Source organism: Flavobacterium yafengii (assembly GCF_030010375.1).
Classification (GTDB): Bacteria; Bacteroidota; Bacteroidia; order Flavobacteriales; family Flavobacteriaceae; genus Flavobacterium; species Flavobacterium yafengii.
The window spans coordinates 825338-842295 of the sequence record NZ_JASCRY010000001.1 but is presented as its reverse complement, the minus strand read 5'-3'; the positions used below and the strand labels follow the sequence as shown (position 1 = coordinate 842295).

Sequence of the window (16958 nt, the reverse complement as noted above, 5' to 3'; positions counted from 1 at the left end):
TTCTCATTTTTTGTTGTTCCAAAGCATACAATCAAGAACTCTAAACTAGAATATATCGATTTAACTATTCCCAGACTTTCTGACTGGCACATTTTCTAATTATCGAATTATAAATACTACTTTTGGTACTTTCAAGTTATAGTATTTATGTTGAAAAAATTACTTTTTTGGATTGTAATAGGCTGTTTTTCTGGGCTCCATGCTCAGGAAATTAATTCGCTGTACAAAACCAAAAAAATTCTTCCTTCCCGCGACACGATTTACATCGAAAAAGAAAGTATTAATTCCAGCTTTTTCAAACTGCTTGACGCCAATGGCAAACCTATCGACAGCACTTTATTTAAAATAAATTTCAAAAAAGGGACTTTAATTTTAAAGGAAAACAGCGCTTTTAACTCCGATTCACTTACAGTACACTATCTTAAATTTCCTGAAATACTAACCAAAGTATACCGCATTTACGATCCCAGCAGAGTCGTCAGTAATGAAGCAGGAAATGGGAATTTATATAAAATTGAAGAGAAAAACCTAAAGAAAAACGTGCCTTTTGATGGTTTGAATACTTCCGGAAGCATTACCCGTGGCATTACCATCGGAAACAATCAAAATGCGGTTTTGAATTCCAATTTAGATTTACAAATCACAGGTAAAATTTCCGAAAAAGTAAGTTTGAGAGCCTCCATTCAAGACAGTAATATTCCGTTGCAGGATGGCGGCTATTCTCAAAAACTAGATCAGTTTGACAATGTTTTCATGGAATTGTTCAGCGACGAATGGAACATTCGAGCAGGAGATATTTTTCTGGAAAACAAGAAAACCCAATTCCTGAATTTCAACAAAAAAGTACAGGGACTGGCGACTAACTTCAACTTTGGAACCGAAGAAAACAAAACGAATGTATTTGCATCAGCAGCATTAGTTCGAGGTCAATATGCCAAAAGTAATTTTGTGGGACAAGAAGGGAATCAAGGTCCTTATAAATTAAAAGGGCAAAATGGAGAATTATATGTTCTGGTTGTCTCAGGTTCAGAGCGGGTTTATGTAAATGGAATTTTACTGAAACGTGGCGAAAACAATGATTATACGATAGATTACAATGCCGGTGAAATTGTATTTACGCCTCTTTCTACCATAACTTCCGAAATGCGTATTGCGATAGAATATCAATATTCCGACAGGAATTACACTCGTTTTGTGACGTATGCCGGCGCTACGCATGAAAATGAAAAATGGAGTTTTGGAGGCTATTTATATTCTGAAAATGACTTGAAAAATCAACCGCTACAACAAAATTTATCACAAGAACAAGCCCAGATATTAGTCAATTCAGGAGACAATCCTGATTTAATGACAGCACCTTCTGCTTATGCTGATTCCTACTCCGAGAACAAAGTGTTGTATAGAAAAACGATATTCAACGCCGTTGAAATTTTCGAATATTCAAATGACGCGCAACAGGAATTATTCAACGTCCGATTCACTTTGGTAGGAACCAATAATGGGAATTATATCGTAACAAATTCGGCTACCATTACCCGAGTTTATGAATATGTAGAGCCAATAAACGGTATTCCTCAAGGAAATTACGAACCCATAATTCAGCTCATCGCGCCAACAAAAATTCAAGTCGCCACCTTTTTAGGAAAATACAAACCCAGTGAAAAAATGGCTGTCGATTTTGAAATTGGCCTGAGCAATAATGACCAAAATTTATTTTCATCCATTGATGATGCCAACAACCAAGGCTTGGCAGGGAAAATCAATGCCAAGCAACGGCTTTTTTCAAGAAAATGGCAGTTAGATGCTTTTGCAAATTATCAATTCATTCAGAAAGATTTCAGATCAGTGGAACGACTGTACAATATAGAATTTGACAGAGATTGGAATTTAGGAACTGCGGCCGTGGGAAATCAAAGTTTATTGGTTTCCGGTTTGCAATTGGACTTAAATCCCGAACCAAAATCTACTACTAAAGGACTGTTATTGTATCAGTTTGAAAAACTTGATTTCTCCGAAAATTTTTCAGGGAGCAGACATATTTTAAATGGTTTGTTTCGAATAAAAAAATGGACCTTTCAAAACCAAGGCAGTTTCTTAAAAAGTGACGGTACTGTTTTATCTTCTAAATTTTTAAGAAACCAATCTCAAATGCGTTTTCATTTTGATAAAAACTGGGTTGGCTCCAGCTTACGATTAGAAGACAATCAAGAAAAAAACAAAGCAACCGATCAGTTTTCGGCTTTAAGCCAAAAATTTACGGAGTATGGTTTTTTTACCGGTCGTGGCGATAGCACTAAAGTTTTTGTAGAATTGGGGTATTTAAGAAGAACCAATGACAGCTTACAAAACGGCTTGATTCAGCGGGTAAATTCCTCCCAGACTTTGATGCTGAAATCTAAATTGATACAAACCAACAGAAGTGATTTGTCCCTTTATGTCAATTACAGAATCTTGGATTTTGTGGATGCAACAAGAAAAAGAGAACCTACATTAAATTCCAGAATAGTGTACACGGATCGTTTTTTCAATCAATTAATCCAAAGCACAACGGTTTATGAAACGAATTCCGGAACCATTCCGCAACAGGAATTTACGTATTTGGAAGTCTCTGCAGGTCAGGGTGTTTATACTTGGAATGATTATAACGGCAATGGAATTCAGGAATTACAGGAGTTTGAAGTCGCTCCATTTATAGATCAGGCAAAATTCATCAGAGTATTTTTACCCAATCGGATTTATATAAAAACACATCAAAATAAATTCTCCCAATCCGTGACCTTAAACCCAAATCAGTGGCAAAATGAAAAAGGATTAAAAAAATTACTTTCTTATTTCTATAATCAAACTGCCTTTATAATCGACAGGAAAACGAGAAGTGACGGAGACAATTTTGAATTAAACCCGTTTAGCGGTTCTAATGAGAATGTACTTGGATTAAATTCCAGCTTGAGGAACAGCTTGTTTTACAATCGCGGAAAGCAAAACCATTCGGTTACCTATTCTTATCTTCAGAATAAAACGAAAAACTTATTGTCGATAGGTTCGCAAGAAGCTACAAACAGTTCGCATCAATTACAATATGGACATTTGTACCAAAAAAGCTGGCTGTTCGGTTTTTTTGCCAAAACAATCCAGACAACTATTCAATCTGAAAATTTTCCAGAAAAAAATTATGATATAAACGGATATCAATTGGCGCCAAAAATCAGTTATTTATTCTCTAAAAATACCAGTTGGGATATCTTTTATGAATTACAAAGCAAAGAAAACCAAATTGGAGTTTTCGAAACCTTGTTGCAAAACCGTTTTGGAACTGCCTTTTCTTATGCCAGTGATAAAAAAATAACGCTGAACGGAGAAGTCTCTTTTTACCAAAATAAATTTGAAGGAAATGAATTTTCTTCGGTTGGATTTCAAATGCTGGAAGGATTACAAACTGGGCAGAACCTGACTTGGAGATTGCTTTTACAAAAAAACATCACACAGTTTTTAGACATTAATTTCAATTATCAAGGAAGAAAAAGTGAAACGAGCCAAGCCATTCATACTGGAAATGTTCAATTGAGAGCTTATTTTTAATACTGGAATTTGGAATAATTTCATTGATTGAATTTATAAACTATGATTATTTTTTATTATTTTTATTACATCAAATTTAAAATCAAATTATTATGAAAAAATTACTGTTGTTATGTTTTGTAATTATTTTGTCAGTAAACTTACAAGCACAAGAAACTGCAACCGAAAAGAAAGCAGCAAAAGCTAAAACTGAAAAATTGGCTAAAGCCAAAAAAGAAAAAGCGGAAGCAGCAAAAGATAAAGCAGCTGTAGCCAAAGAAAAAGCAGCCACGGCTAAAAAAACAGCTAAAGACAAAGCGGAAGCTGCCAAAGACAAAGCAACTACAGCTAAAGAAAAAACAACAAGAGACAAAGCCGAAACTGCAAAAGATAAAGCTGCTACTTCTAAAAAAATAGCAAAAGACAAAGCGGAAGCTGCCAAAGACAAAGCGACTACAGCTAAAGAAAAAGCGGGAACTGCAAAAGATAAAGTAGTCAAAGATAAAGCCGAAACCGCAAAAGATAAAGCTGCTATAGCTAAAGAAAAAGCAACAGCATCTAAAAAAACAGCTACAAAAAAAGCAGAAACTGCCAAAGATAAAGCAGCGACGGCTAAAACTGCGATAAAAGAAAAAGCTACAAGCAGCAAATCAGTAAAAAAAATTAAAGAAACCAATGAAAAAGCACCTAAAGTAGCCGACAAAATAACAGGTGAATACAATGGCAAAAAAGTGTACACTGGTCCTCGAGGAGGAAAATATTACATTAACTCAAACGGAAATAAAACCTATATCCAAGAATAATTTTTATAGAAAGTATCTTGAAAAGGCTATCCCTAAAAAAGATAGCCTTTCTTTATTTTAGTTTATCAGAAAGAATAAAACAATCTGAAACAGTATTTAATAACTGGATAACTTAATAGTTTAGTAATATTTTGCAAATACAAAAAAGGGCTTAACTTATGTATCTTTCACCTAGAAAAAACATTTGATACAATTAGAAATGGATATAAAAACTACCCCTAAAACTATTTTGATTGCACCTTTAAACTGGGGTTTAGGCCATGCCACCCGTTGCATTCCAATAATCAGGGCTTTACAAGATAACAACTACATTCCAATAATTGCCTCAGATGGCATTGCGCTTGAATTACTACGAAAAGAGTTTCCCAACATCCAAACACTGGAACTGCCATCCTATCAAATTGAATATGCTAAAAATGGCGCCAATTTTAAATGGAAATTAATAAAGAATGGTCCAAAAATGATCAGAGCCATTCTAGAAGAAAAAAAAATAATTCAAAATTGGGTTAAAAAATATGCAATAGACGGTATTATTTCGGATAATAGATTGGGTGTTTTCAGCAAGAATGTACCCTCTGTGTTTATCACCCATCAATTGAATGTGATGACCGGAAATACTACTTGGATAACCAGTAAAATACATCAATATATTATAAAAAAGTACACAGAATGTTGGGTTCCTGATCTTGCGGGAACTCTAAATCTAACCGGTAAACTTGGTCATGTTGACAATCCAAATCTCAAGACAAAATACATTGGTCCTTTAAGCAGGCTCCAAAAGAAATTATTGCCAAAAAAATATGATTTACTGGTAATTCTCTCTGGTCCTGAACCTCAACGTGGCATGTTAGAAAAACATTTAAAAGGAGAAATCGTTAAATACAACGGCAATGTAATTTTCATTGAAGGAAATATAGAAAAGGAACAAAAAACAACAATAATTGGAAATGTCACCTATTACAACTTCATGAATTCAACCGAACTGGAACAGGCTTTTAATGAAAGTGAAATGGTGCTTTGCCGCTCCGGATATACTACAATCATGGATTTGGTACAACTGCGAAAAAAAGCTTTTTTTATTCCAACACCAGGACAATATGAACAAGAATATTTAGCCAAAAAACTGAAGAAAGAAGGTCTGGTTCCTTATGCTGCGCAAGATGATTTTAGAATGAAAAACATCCTAGAGATTGAGGAATATAAAGGATTGCCTCGATTAGACACTACATTAGACTGGAAAATATTATTCAAAATTTTTGAAAAAAAATAATAGTTATTACTACTGTGATTTGTAAAATACTTCGAATAAACAACCCCTACTTTAGGCTTCTTCTATAATCAAAAAGCACACTAATTACTATACTTCAAGGTGTATAATTAGTGTGCTTTTATAAAAATACAAAAAATTAATCTAGATTATCTGTGTCAAATTTTTTCTCTCCAAATTTTTCGTGTTTGATAATTTTGGCATTAATCATAAAATAAACATATTCTGCAATATTTGTACAATGTTCAGAAATTCGTTCCAAATGTTTTAAAACAATCACAAGATTTGTTCCTGAAACTACGGTCTTAGAATTAGACTTCATTTCATTGATAATATTGTGAATTGCTTCATCACTTTCATTTTTTATGGTATTATTTAAAATAAAAATCTCGCCAATTGTACTTTGATTCCGAGTTAAAAAACACTCGTTTGTTTTTATCGTAATTTCTTCAACCAGTCTAGCAATATCAGCAATTGAAAACTTAACAATTAAGTCATGTTTATCTTTAATATTTTTAGATTTTTTTATGATGCTTATGGCTAAATCCCCTATTCTTTCTATCTCATTGCTAATTTGCATGGCTGACATAATAAACCGTAAATCAGAAGCCACTGGCTGATGCAAGGCAAAAACACTTTGACAAATTTCATCAATCTTAACATCCAATTTATCAATCCTATTTTCTGTTTTTTTTACTTCTTTACCTTCCATGACAGGTTCTGAAAGTAATGCTTTGACAGCTTCCGCCACTTGACTTTCGGCTAAATTTCCTATTTTTAATATTATACCCTTAAGTTTTCCTAGTTCTGTTTCTATGTGTGACCCCATTTTTTAAAGATTTAAAAGATTTAAAATTAAACGATTCTGAATTCAAATCAAAATCAATCTTATCCAAATCTTCCCGTTATATAATCTTCCGTTTGTTTTTGTGACGGCTTTGTAAATATAGTTTTTGTTTTATCATATTCAATCAATTCACCCATATAGAAAAAAGCAGTGGTATCACTCACACGTCCAGCTTGCTGCATATTGTGTGTTACAATAACGATTGTATATTTATTTTTTAATTCATAAATAAGTTCTTCAATTTTAGAAGTAGAAATTGGATCCAAAGCTGAAGTAGGTTCATCCATTAACAATATAGAAGGCTGAATCGCTAATGCGCGTGCAATGCACAACCGCTGTTGTTGTCCCCCAGAAAGTTCAAAAGCTGACTTTTTCAATTTGTCTTTCACTTCTCCCCAAAGAGCGACTTGCTCAATAGAAGTAATCACGCGTTCTTCGATTATCTTTTTATCGGTAATTCCGTTTACCTTTAAACCATACGCTACATTTTCATAAATGGATTTTGGAAACGGATTAGGTTTTTGAAATACCATACCCACATTTTTACGCAAATCATCTACATTGGTGTTTTTTGCATAAATATCTTCTCCTTCGATTAAAATTGTACCTGTCAATTTCGTGTTGTCAATCAAGTCATTCATTCTATTCAATAAACGCAGGTACGTCGATTTCCCGCAACCGGAAGGACCAATTAATGCCGTAACGGTATTTTCTTTCATTGACAATGAAACATCATGCAAAGCTTGCGTTTCTCCGTAATAAAAATTGATGTTTTTTGATTCTATTTTGTGCATACTAATTCATTTTTACTTTTTTTCCAAAATATTTACGAAGTGCATTCGCTAATAAATTAGAAATTAATACGATTATAATTAAAACAAGTGCCGTTCCATAAGCCATTGCCCGAGAGGCTTCTATATTCGTCCCACTGGTTGAAATCACATATAAATGATACGGCAACGCCATAGCCTGGTCGAAAATTGAAGTAGGCAATTTTGGTAAAAAATAGGCCGCAACGGTAAATAAAATCGGAGCTGTTTCTCCGGAAACCCTTCCTATAGAGAGAATTAATCCCGTAATAATATTTGGAAAAGCAATAGGGAAAACTACTTTGCTGGTAGTTTGCCATTTACTGGCTCCCAACCCTAAACTGGCTTGTCTAAAAGTATCATCAACTGACTTTAATGATTCTTCGGTAGTTCTGATTACCACCGGTAAAACCAATAATCCCAAGGTCAATGATCCTGCCAAAAGGGAATCTCCAAATTCTAATTTATTAACAAACAACGCCATCCCGAAAAGTCCAAAAACTATCGATGGAACTCCAGCAAGGTTATTCGTCATTTGTTTAATAATTTTTTTCATCCAGCCATCTTTCACATATTCATTCATATAAATAGCTGCCAAAACACCCACAGGAAATGCAAAAATCATACTTCCAAAAACCAAACAAAGCGTTCCTACTATAGCCGGAAAAATTCCGCCTTGCGTCATACCTTCTTTTGGCATTGCTGAAATAAACTCCCAACTGATAACGCTAATTCCTTTTATTACTATAAAGGATAATATCACAAATAACAGTCCAACAACGGTATAGCTCGTAAATTGAAATACACCAAAAGCAATTTTTTGGTTTCTTCTTTTTTGTTTTGCTAAACGAATTTCTTTAGTCATCTTTTAATGTTTTTTATGGGAATTTCTATTGGTGACAAATTCCACCATCATATTTATGCAAAAAGTAATTAGGAATAAAATACATCCTAGCGCAAATAACGACTGATAATGCAATCCGCCATTTGCAGCTTCACCCAATTCGGCCGCAATGGTAGCGGGAATGGTTCTTAGTGGTGCTAAAAGTGTGTGCGGAATTATGGCTGCATTACCTGTTACCATTAAAACTGCCATCGTTTCACCAATAGCACGCCCAATTCCTAAAATGGCTCCTGCAGTAATCCCGGAAGCTGAATAAGGAATTACTACTTTATATATCGTTTGCCAATGACTCGCTCCTAAGGCTAAGCTGGCTTCTTTCATCGCACGTGGAGTCGTACGCATTGCATCTTCCGAAATGGTGATAATCGTTGGCAAGGCCATGATTGCCAAAACAATACTTCCTGCTAAACCTGTTTCTCCAACGGGTAATCCGAAAACATTTTGAATTAAAGGGACAATGACCACTAATCCGAAAAATCCATACACTACCGATGGAATTCCCGCCAATAGTTCAATGAGCGGTTTTAAAATATTGCGGGTTCTTTTTCTAGCTATTTCGCTCAAATAGATGGCTGCTGCCAAGCCAATTGGCAATGCCAATAGTATTGCACCAAAACTGACCCATAGCGTCCCATAAATCAAAGCCTTAACGCCCATTTGTGCAATAGGTTGTGCCGTTGGAAACCATTCTTCTCCGGAAAGAAATTCAAAAATTTTAATTTTATTAATTTCTAATTCTTTTCCATGAAAATTTTTAGCCTTGTATTTATCCGAAAAAAAGGCAATTACACCAGGTGTTTTTGAAACATATTCATCTATTTTTGCTGGAAAATGTTCGAAGTTTTCTCCTAGCTCCTCGTCTGAATAAAATTCGGTAATATCTTCTGTTCTAAACAAAACGATGGGTTCGTTTTTTCCGCCTAACTGTTTCCAATTGGTGATTTTTTGATCGAAAATATCTTTCACCTGCGAAGGTTCTAATTTTTTTATTGGATTGGTCGAATGTACTGCCAATAAAAACCCTTCTTCAATAGGCTTTTTGGTAAAAACTCCTGCTCCTTCAATAAATAGAAAAAAAACAATCAAAACAACAGTAATACTTGTAGCGGCGCTACTTAGCATTAATATGGTCTCTATTATTTTCTCTTTTATTTTTTTAAAATTTGTTTTCAAATCTATAGTTTATTTTAACAGCAAAAGTACATGAGCCTTATATTCCTAATGTGTTTTATACATTAACCTTGTGTTAATTTAAAGTTAAGTATACAAATCGTTTCCTCTTTGCATAAAAAAATTACAGAAATGAGGCAACAAAAAAGGCTGTCTAAAAATAGACAGCCTTTTATCACTTAAAAATAAATCTTATTAATTTAAAGGTACATAACCTACTTCCAAAACAATTTTTTGACCTTCTGGCGACAAAGCATAATCTACAACCGCTTTTACTTTTGCAGCATTTATTTTATCAAAAATATAGAATAATGGTCTTGAAATTGGATAGCTTTTATCTTTAGCAGAAGCTACGCTTGGAGCAACAAAAGTTTTTCCCTGATCATAAGAAACCGAAAGTTGTTTTACTTCTTTAGTTTCGTAAGCTAACCCAACATACCCAATAGAACCCTTTGTTTGGCTTACTGCCTGAACAATAGCCCCAGTCGCAGGCATACTCAAGATATCAGAAGCATAATTTTTCTTATCCATTACTTCTTCTTTAAAGAACTCATACGTTCCTGAAGAAGATTCTCTTGAATACGCTACAATTTTTGCGTCTTCTCCGCCTACTTCTTTCCAGTTCTTGATTGCTCCTGTATAGATTTTCTCTAATTGCTCACGCGTTAACTGACTAACTTTATTAGCTGGATTAACAATAACCGCTAAAGCATCATAGGCAACAGTTACTTTTTCTATTTCTTTTTTGGCTTCAGAAAATTTTAATTTTTCTTCTGTTTTTAAATCTCTGGAAGCCATTGCGATATCCGTTGTTCCGTCTAAAAGTGCCGTAACACCAACTCCGGTTCCTCCTCCTACTATAGTAACACTAACTTTAGAATCTGTTTTCATCATTTCCTCAGCTTCTTTCTGTGCTAATGGCAAAACGGTATCACTTCCTTTGATTGTAATTGATGTTGTATTCCCTTCTTTATCTTCAGTTCCTTTATCTTCATTTTTTGCTTTACCGCAACTTAACATGCCTATTAAAGGCAAGATTAAGAATAATTTCGTTTTGATAGTCATCTTATGATTATTTATAAATTTATACAAAAGTATATGCGCTACATTAACAATATGTTAAGCCAGTATTATACTATCTTTATTATTTAGCTTATTTTAATAATTATTTAATCCATTCAAAATAAATGGTAACAATTTATTAAAAGTTGAACTGAGCTTGCAATCTTAATAAGTTGCCTCTTTGTCTGTTATTTGGAAGAGCACTATCTTCAAATGTTCTATCAGCAATTACCCATTCTGCAACTAATTCAAATGCTTTAATAGGCTGCCATTCAATTCCAAGTTCATAATCTCTTACAACATAACTCCTGGCATCTTTCTCAAATTTCTTTCCACCATCATAATATTGGAATTTGGCAAAAGGATAAATATATTGGTGTTTAGGTAAATCCCATTTATAGTTTAGTGTTACATAACCACCCTCTAAATCAGACACATCAACAGTATTAGTCAATTTATTATAGCGAGGTCCTTTCCCAATATTATATTCCGCCTGAATCCCAAATGGTTTAGGATAAAGCACAAAGGAAGCCGCAACCCTTTGATCTGTTGTGTATTGTTTGTCTGGAGTAGTCACTCCTGCAGAAAGCTCATTAGTAAAAGCCCATTTCCCAGTATAGGCCTGTATGCCTGGTTCTATAATTTGACTCCCAATTTCAAAAGGATAACTTACCCTTGTCACAATATGTAGGTTTCTGTTCGCTTCTGACTTGTTGGCAGTTTGTCCATTATATAGCCCAAAACCAAATACGCCATAATCTCCCGAACCTTTATACCCATCTTTGATAAGCATTGCGAAACGATCCCTGATTTTACTTGGAGCCCAATAGAAAAATGCTCCCAAATCTCTTTCATTAGCTACTGCACTATTCAAAGCATCATTTCGATCTAATGTTAATCTATTCTGACTAGATTGCAAATTTTCAAATCCAAAAGGCACTTTACTTTGCCCTATTCTTACGCGATACTCTTTTTTAGAATCAAAGGATAAATCAAAATAAGCATCTCTGATTTGGACAAAATTATTAACTCCGGATGAAGGCGAACTGGCAAAATCTGGTTGAAAATAAAAATACACATTAGGATGTATTTGTCCCGAAAATACAATTCGCGCTCGTCTGATAAATAGACCGTTATTCGATTTTGCACCTTCTTCAGTTGAAGTTGTTCCCCAGGATTTATCACATTGATCACAGGAAACTTTGTCATTAGAAGAAAACAATCCATTGTATCTAATCTGTGCATAACCCCTTATGCTAATTTTATCGTACCATTGTTCTTTTTTCTCTGTACTTTTTTCTTGGGCATCCTTTACTTTTTTAATGGAGTCCAAAACATGAACTATAGATTTAGTAAGCTCTTCTTTACTTAAAGGGGCTGTTTGGGTAGTAATTTCTATTTTTTTAGAACTTTCCACAACAGGGGTAACTTGTGCAGCTGCTAGATTAACTACAAATATATTTGCAATAATTAATACTATTTTTTTCACGATTAAAAGTTGTTTATTTAGTACCCCAAAGATGATTGCGTAATGTTAATTAAACATTACGCAATTGTTAATTTAACAAAAACCTAATGTTAATAAATCATTACGAATAAACACTAATTTATTGTAAATTAACTAGTTACAAATATACCTTTTTTACACCAAATAAAAACCTTCACATTATATTAAAAATTACCTAACTTTAAAATGACATTTAGCGCTATTATTATTTACTGCGCTTATTTGATTTTTCAAGAGTAAAAGAAAACTCAGATCCAATTCCAAATTTACTATTTACATAAATTTTCTCGTCATGCGCTTCAATAATATGTTTTACGATAGACAAACCTAAACCTGAACCACCTTCAGTTCTTGCTCCGCTTTTATCAACTCTGTAAAAACGCTCAAAAAGTCTTGGAATATTTTTTTTCTCTATTCCTTCGCCATCATCAGTTACTCGAACGATTACTTTTTCATCAGTCAAATCTTCAATACTTACTTCGGTAGAACCTTTTACTTTTCCGTATTTGATTGAATTTACGATAAGATTCATCACTACTTGTTGAATTTTTTCCTGATCCCCAACCACCATAACAGGCCTATTATATTTCATATCAAACATCAGCAGAATATCTTTCTTGGAAGCTTTCATTTCGAGCAAATCAAAAACATTTTGAACTAATTTAACAATATCAAATTCGGCAATTTCCAAGTTCAAATCCCCAATTTCGAGTTTAGAAATCATGTCTAAATCTTGTACGATATAAATCAGTCTTTCTACTCCTTTTTCGGCACGCTCTAAATACTTTTTTCGGATTGTTTTATCGCTCATCGCTCCATCGAGCAGGGTTGACAAATACCCTTGAACCATAAAAAGGGGCGTTTTGAGCTCGTGGGAAACATTCCCAAGAAATTCTCTTCTATATTCTTCCCGAACTTTTAAAGTTTCGATTTCTAACTTTTTATCTGTAGCAAACTTTTTCACTTCACGTGTTAACGTTGCCATATCTGTTGTAATAGGTTGGTTTCTAAAAGTACTTGATTCTAATAAAGAAACATCATCGTATATTTTTTTTACTTTTTTATAGATAAAGCGCTCCACTCGATACTGTATAACCATAAATGAAAATGCAGCAATCGCAATGGCAAAAATCAAACAAAAACGATATGAAAAAGTAAAAAATAAATACGTGAGGAAACCAACTAATCCTGTAGAAAAAAGAGTGATGTAAAGCGCTGACTTTACGGCAAAACGATATGTTTTTTTAAAATTTATTGTCATTTATACTTCAAACTTATAGCCAACTCCTTTTATTGTTTTAAACAATTCTTCTCCAATTTTTTCTCTTAATTTTCTGATGTGAACATCAATCGTTCTTCCACCAACAACTACTTCATTACCCCAAACTTTGTCCAGAATCTCATCACGTTTGAATACTTTTCCAGGTTTTGAAGCAAGCAAGTAGAATAATTCAAATTCTTTTCTAGGCAATGCGATTTCAATATTATCTTTAACGATTTTATATTCTTCGCGATTTATTTCGATTCCACCTACGTTAAGTGTTTCGCTGTTTTGCTCCTTTTCTTTTAATCGGCGTAATAATGCTTTTACTTTACTGACTAATAATTTAGGTTTAATTGGCTTAGTGATATAATCATCCGCACCAGCGTCAAAGCCTGCAACTTGAGAATAATCTTCGCTTCTGGCTGTCAAAAAAGTGATGATTACATTGCTGAGCTCCGGAATCTTTCTAATGTTTTCGCAAGCTTCCATTCCATCCATTTCCGGCATCATTACATCCATTATAATTAGGTCTGGCATTTCTTTTTTAGCTTTCGCTATTGCCTCTCTCCCGTTTGCTGCTGTAACGATTTGATACCCCTCCTGAGAGAGGTTATACCCCACAATTTCTAGGATATCCGGTTCATCATCTACTAATAGAATCTTTGTGTTTTTTTTCTTCATAAAGTGCCAAAAATTGTTTTTGAATTGTAAATGTAATAATAAATGGGGTATTCAAATGCTGTTAACCATAATTTAATATTGGGGTGATTTTGAGACCCAAAACAAAACATAACCATAACAAGTCAGTAACCTATATTTTACATTTCGGACGTTACTTTGCAAAAAAATTAAAACCAAATGAAATTCAAGTTACTATTTTTCACGTTATTAATAACAGTTATTTCTTTTTCACAGAATAAAGGAACGATTTCTGGAATCTTAACAGACAAAGATGCTAATAATCAGTCATTACCTTTTGCTAACGTTCTTATTAAAGGAACAAATATAGGGACAAATACTGATATTGATGGTAAATATACCATAACAATACTACCTGGAAGCTATACTTTACAACTAAGCTTTGTGGGTTATGAATCTGTAGAGATTCCTGTAACGGTAACTGCCAATGAAACCATAACCGTAAACAAAGCGTTAGGTTCTGGAAGCTACAAACTAGAAGATGTTGTCATAAAAAATACAGCAAGCAGAGAAAAGGAAACAGCTCTTTTATTAGACCAAAAACAAGCGGTCGTAATTAAACAAAGTATCGGTGCTCAAGAAATGGCCCGTAAAGGAGTTAGCGATGTTGAGGAAGGTTTGACAAAAATTACCGGAATCACTAAAGTTGACGGAAGAGGTTTGTTTATTAGAGGATTAGAAGACCGTTACAATAACTTATTGATAAACGACTTACAATCACCATCAAACAGTCCTTTCAAGAAAATCATTCCATTAGATTTATTTCCTACTGATGTTGTGGGAGTATTAAATATCTACAAAACTTTTAATCCTAATATTTCTGGAGATTTTGCTGGAGCAACAGTTAATATTGAAACACCTCAACCAAAAAACATCACTAAATTGAATATTGGTTTTGGATATACGACTAACAATAATCTTCAAGATTTCTTACTTTCTGATGACGCAAATTCTGCTAAAGGAACTTTAGGAATGATTGGTAATGACAGAGCACTTCCTGGTATTTTTGGATCTGTTCCAAGCGGGCAAAAACTTTCTCCTGCTGAATACGAAAATGGATTTGGTAAAAAATCATGGGATGTTAACAATACGAAAAGCCCTTTGAATTCTAGCATTGGTTTTTTACATGCTCAAAAATTCAGTCTTGAAAAAGAAAGAAACATCAGCTACATCATGTCTTTCAATTTTGACAACAAATATTCTTACAGAGAAGGTGTTGACAGAACTTTCAACCTTGGACAAGGGAACTACGACAATAATTTATACAATACGCAATACAGCTACCAAACTACTTTTTCTGGCTTAGCAGGTTTGAAGTACAAGACAAACCGTTTTAATTTAAACTTCAATACGTTCTTGATTAAAGCGACTGAAAGCAAAATTCAAGATCAGTTAGGATACACAAACAGTTTAGCAAATCAGACAAATAATCTTATCAGATTAAACCAATACGAAGAATCTAACTATTGGAACACACAATTATACGGTGATTATAAGTTAACCGAAGACGGAAAACACAGCTTAAAAGCTGGAGGTTCTTATGTGAAAACTTCTTTTCAACAACCAGATAGAAAATTTATCACTGGTGTAAAAGTAAATGACAGCCAAATAAACATGTCTTATGGTGGTAATAACTTGAACCGTCAATTCCTTGATGTAAAAGGAAACTTCTATTTCTCTTCACTTTTAGAATATAATTTAAAATTTGGAGACAAAGAAGATACTAACAAATTATCTATTGGATACAACAGTTCGCTGAACGACATGGAATCTTCTTATCGTTTCTTCTCTGGAAGAAGAAATTTGGAGAAAAACTACACTGCTGATTTAAGTACTATAAGCCAAAACATCAACGAAGACATCAATAACGGAATTGTTTATGTTCAGGAAGAGTCTAACGGAGATTATAAAGTAAAATTGAATCAGTTTGTTAATGCGGGTTACTTCAATTTGTTTATGAATCTTGGAGAAAAATGGGATTTGAATGCTGGAATTAGAGGGGAGAGTTCAACTCGTGAAATAAAATACAGACAACAAGGTGATCCTTTTGGAAGCGCTTACCGCAAAAAGACAGATGACAAACTTGATATATTACCATCTGTAAATGCGAAACGTATTTTGAATGAAAACAGTAATTTGAGAGTGTCATTGGCAAAAACTATAACTCGTCCAGTTGCTATGGAGTTGTTACCAATAAATTACATCAATGCCGATGGAACTTCAGAAAGTGGAAACCCGGATTTAAAAGACAGTGAAAACTATAATGTAGATTTCAAATATGAATTATTCCCTAACAACAAAGAAATGTTTGCTGTAGGTGTATTTGGAAAAATGATCAACGATCCAATCGAAAGAGTTTTCAAACCAACTGCAAATAGTGGTGGTCAAATCACAACTTTCAAAAACTCAGAACAAGCGATTATTTATGGTGCCGAAATAGAAATGCTTTTCCAATTGAGCAGAATAAACGAATCTCTTTCTAATTTTTCTTTAGGTTTTAATACATCATTAATGAGTACTGATGTTAAAATTGACCTTAAAAAACAAGGGAATGAATTAGAAAATAGTACAAACCGTAAACTGCAAGGTGCTTCAAGCTGGTTAATTAATTCTGATTTAAAGTATGATTTCATCCTTAATAAAGATTGGAAAAACTCTATGACCTTAGTATATAACGTTTATGGAGACCGTATTTTCGCTGTAGGTTCTTCAGGAATTGATCACATCTACGAGAAATCTTTTAGTAAATTAGATTTTGTTTGGACAAACTCAATTTCAAAAAGTATCGAACTTAAATTTGGAGTAGACAACATCTTAAATCCAAGTTACAAAAAAGAGTTGGGAAGTAAAAGCACTTTAAACATTACAGAAGACTCGCTAATTTTAAGAGAATTCAAAAAAGGTGTCGGGTTCTCCTTTAACATAGGATATACGTTTTAAAAACAACAACAAAAAAGAGCTGTCATAGCTCTTTTTTTGTTTACATAAGTAACATAAACTTTACATCAAATTCATTGTTATATAATACTTTAATAACAATTACATAACTAAATTTCAGAAGCTCGGAA

Annotated in this window: 12 protein-coding genes; 4 read left to right on the top strand and 8 right to left on the bottom strand. The window is 33.6% G+C overall.

Going from position 1 to position 16958, the window contains the following annotated elements; genetic code table 11:
- The first annotated feature begins 147 nt into the window (after positions 1-147).
- The 3 genes from QLS97_RS03700 (at position 148) to QLS97_RS03690 (ending at position 5631) form a co-directional block, all read left to right on the top strand.
- Positions 148-3579 (top strand): hypothetical protein, encoded by a 3432-nt coding sequence (locus QLS97_RS03700; RefSeq protein ID WP_282714304.1) that lies wholly within the window; start codon positions 148-150, stop codon positions 3577-3579.
- Positions 3580-3671: 92 nt separating this feature from the next.
- Positions 3672-4361 (top strand): hypothetical protein, encoded by a 690-nt coding sequence (locus tag QLS97_RS03695; protein ID WP_282714303.1) that lies wholly within the window; start codon positions 3672-3674, stop codon positions 4359-4361.
- Positions 4362-4560: 199 nt separating this feature from the next.
- On the top strand, positions 4561-5631 hold the full coding sequence (locus QLS97_RS03690) for a glycosyltransferase (RefSeq protein ID WP_282714302.1): 1071 nt from the start codon (positions 4561-4563) through the stop codon (positions 5629-5631).
- A gap of 136 nt (positions 5632-5767) precedes the next feature.
- Here the strand turns inward: QLS97_RS03690 and phoU are convergent, their stop codons facing one another.
- The 8 genes from phoU to QLS97_RS03650 all read right to left on the bottom strand — a co-directional run bounded on the left by phoU (position 5768) and on the right by QLS97_RS03650 (position 13872).
- Positions 5768-6457, bottom strand: coding sequence for a phosphate signaling complex protein PhoU (phoU, locus tag QLS97_RS03685; protein ID WP_282714301.1), 690 nt, complete (start codon positions 6455-6457; stop codon positions 5768-5770).
- A gap of 59 nt (positions 6458-6516) precedes the next feature.
- The gene (gene pstB / locus QLS97_RS03680; RefSeq protein ID WP_131914878.1) at positions 6517-7269 is read right to left on the bottom strand and encodes a phosphate ABC transporter ATP-binding protein PstB; all 753 of its coding nucleotides are present in this window, start codon (positions 7267-7269) and stop codon (positions 6517-6519) included.
- A 1-nt stretch (position 7270) separates the two neighbouring features.
- Entirely contained in the window at positions 7271-8149 is an 879-nt protein-coding gene (gene pstA / locus QLS97_RS03675; RefSeq protein WP_282714300.1) for a phosphate ABC transporter permease PstA, read from the bottom strand.
- 3 nt (positions 8150-8152) lie between these two features.
- Complete coding sequence (gene pstC / locus QLS97_RS03670; protein WP_282714299.1) at positions 8153-9361, bottom strand: phosphate ABC transporter permease subunit PstC; 1209 nt, start codon at positions 9359-9361, stop codon at positions 8153-8155.
- Between the two features lie 192 nt (positions 9362-9553).
- Positions 9554-10423 carry a phosphate ABC transporter substrate-binding protein gene (locus QLS97_RS03665; RefSeq protein ID WP_282714298.1) on the bottom strand — a complete coding sequence of 290 codons (870 nt, stop codon included), beginning with the start codon at positions 10421-10423 and terminating at the stop codon, positions 9554-9556.
- A 136-nt stretch (positions 10424-10559) separates the two neighbouring features.
- Positions 10560-11813 (bottom strand): porin, encoded by a 1254-nt coding sequence (locus QLS97_RS03660; protein ID WP_428831781.1) that lies wholly within the window; start codon positions 11811-11813, stop codon positions 10560-10562.
- A gap of 319 nt (positions 11814-12132) precedes the next feature.
- On the bottom strand, positions 12133-13188 hold the full coding sequence (locus QLS97_RS03655) for a sensor histidine kinase (RefSeq protein ID WP_282714297.1): 1056 nt from the start codon (positions 13186-13188) through the stop codon (positions 12133-12135).
- The gene (locus tag QLS97_RS03650; RefSeq protein ID WP_099714218.1) at positions 13189-13872 is read right to left on the bottom strand and encodes a response regulator transcription factor; all 684 of its coding nucleotides are present in this window, start codon (positions 13870-13872) and stop codon (positions 13189-13191) included.
- 177 nt (positions 13873-14049) lie between these two features.
- Between QLS97_RS03650 and QLS97_RS03645 the strand changes: the two genes are divergently transcribed.
- Complete coding sequence (locus tag QLS97_RS03645) at positions 14050-16830, top strand: TonB-dependent receptor (RefSeq protein WP_282714296.1); 2781 nt, start codon at positions 14050-14052, stop codon at positions 16828-16830.
- The last annotated feature ends 128 nt before the right edge of the window (positions 16831-16958 follow it).

Excerpts from the sequence above, each read along its gene's own strand:
- pstA (WP_282714300.1), bottom strand. The coding sequence starts at position 8,149 with ATGACTAAAGAAATTCGTTTAGCAAAACAAAAAAGAAGAAACCAAAAA.
- QLS97_RS03690 (WP_282714302.1), top strand. The coding sequence starts at position 4,561 with ATGGATATAAAAACTACCCCTAAAACTATTTTGATTGCACCTTTAAAC.
- QLS97_RS03650 (WP_099714218.1), bottom strand. The coding sequence starts at position 13,872 with ATGAAGAAAAAAAACACAAAGATTCTATTAGTAGATGATGAACCGGAT.
- QLS97_RS03700 (WP_282714304.1), top strand. The coding sequence starts at position 148 with ATGTTGAAAAAATTACTTTTTTGGATTGTAATAGGCTGTTTTTCTGGG.
- phoU (WP_282714301.1), bottom strand. The coding sequence starts at position 6,457 with ATGGGGTCACACATAGAAACAGAACTAGGAAAACTTAAGGGTATAATA.
- QLS97_RS03645 (WP_282714296.1), top strand. The coding sequence starts at position 14,050 with ATGAAATTCAAGTTACTATTTTTCACGTTATTAATAACAGTTATTTCT.
- QLS97_RS03655 (WP_282714297.1), bottom strand. The coding sequence starts at position 13,188 with ATGACAATAAATTTTAAAAAAACATATCGTTTTGCCGTAAAGTCAGCG.
- pstB (WP_131914878.1), bottom strand. The coding sequence starts at position 7,269 with ATGCACAAAATAGAATCAAAAAACATCAATTTTTATTACGGAGAAACG.
- QLS97_RS03665 (WP_282714298.1), bottom strand. The coding sequence starts at position 10,423 with ATGACTATCAAAACGAAATTATTCTTAATCTTGCCTTTAATAGGCATG.
- QLS97_RS03695 (WP_282714303.1), top strand. The coding sequence starts at position 3,672 with ATGAAAAAATTACTGTTGTTATGTTTTGTAATTATTTTGTCAGTAAAC.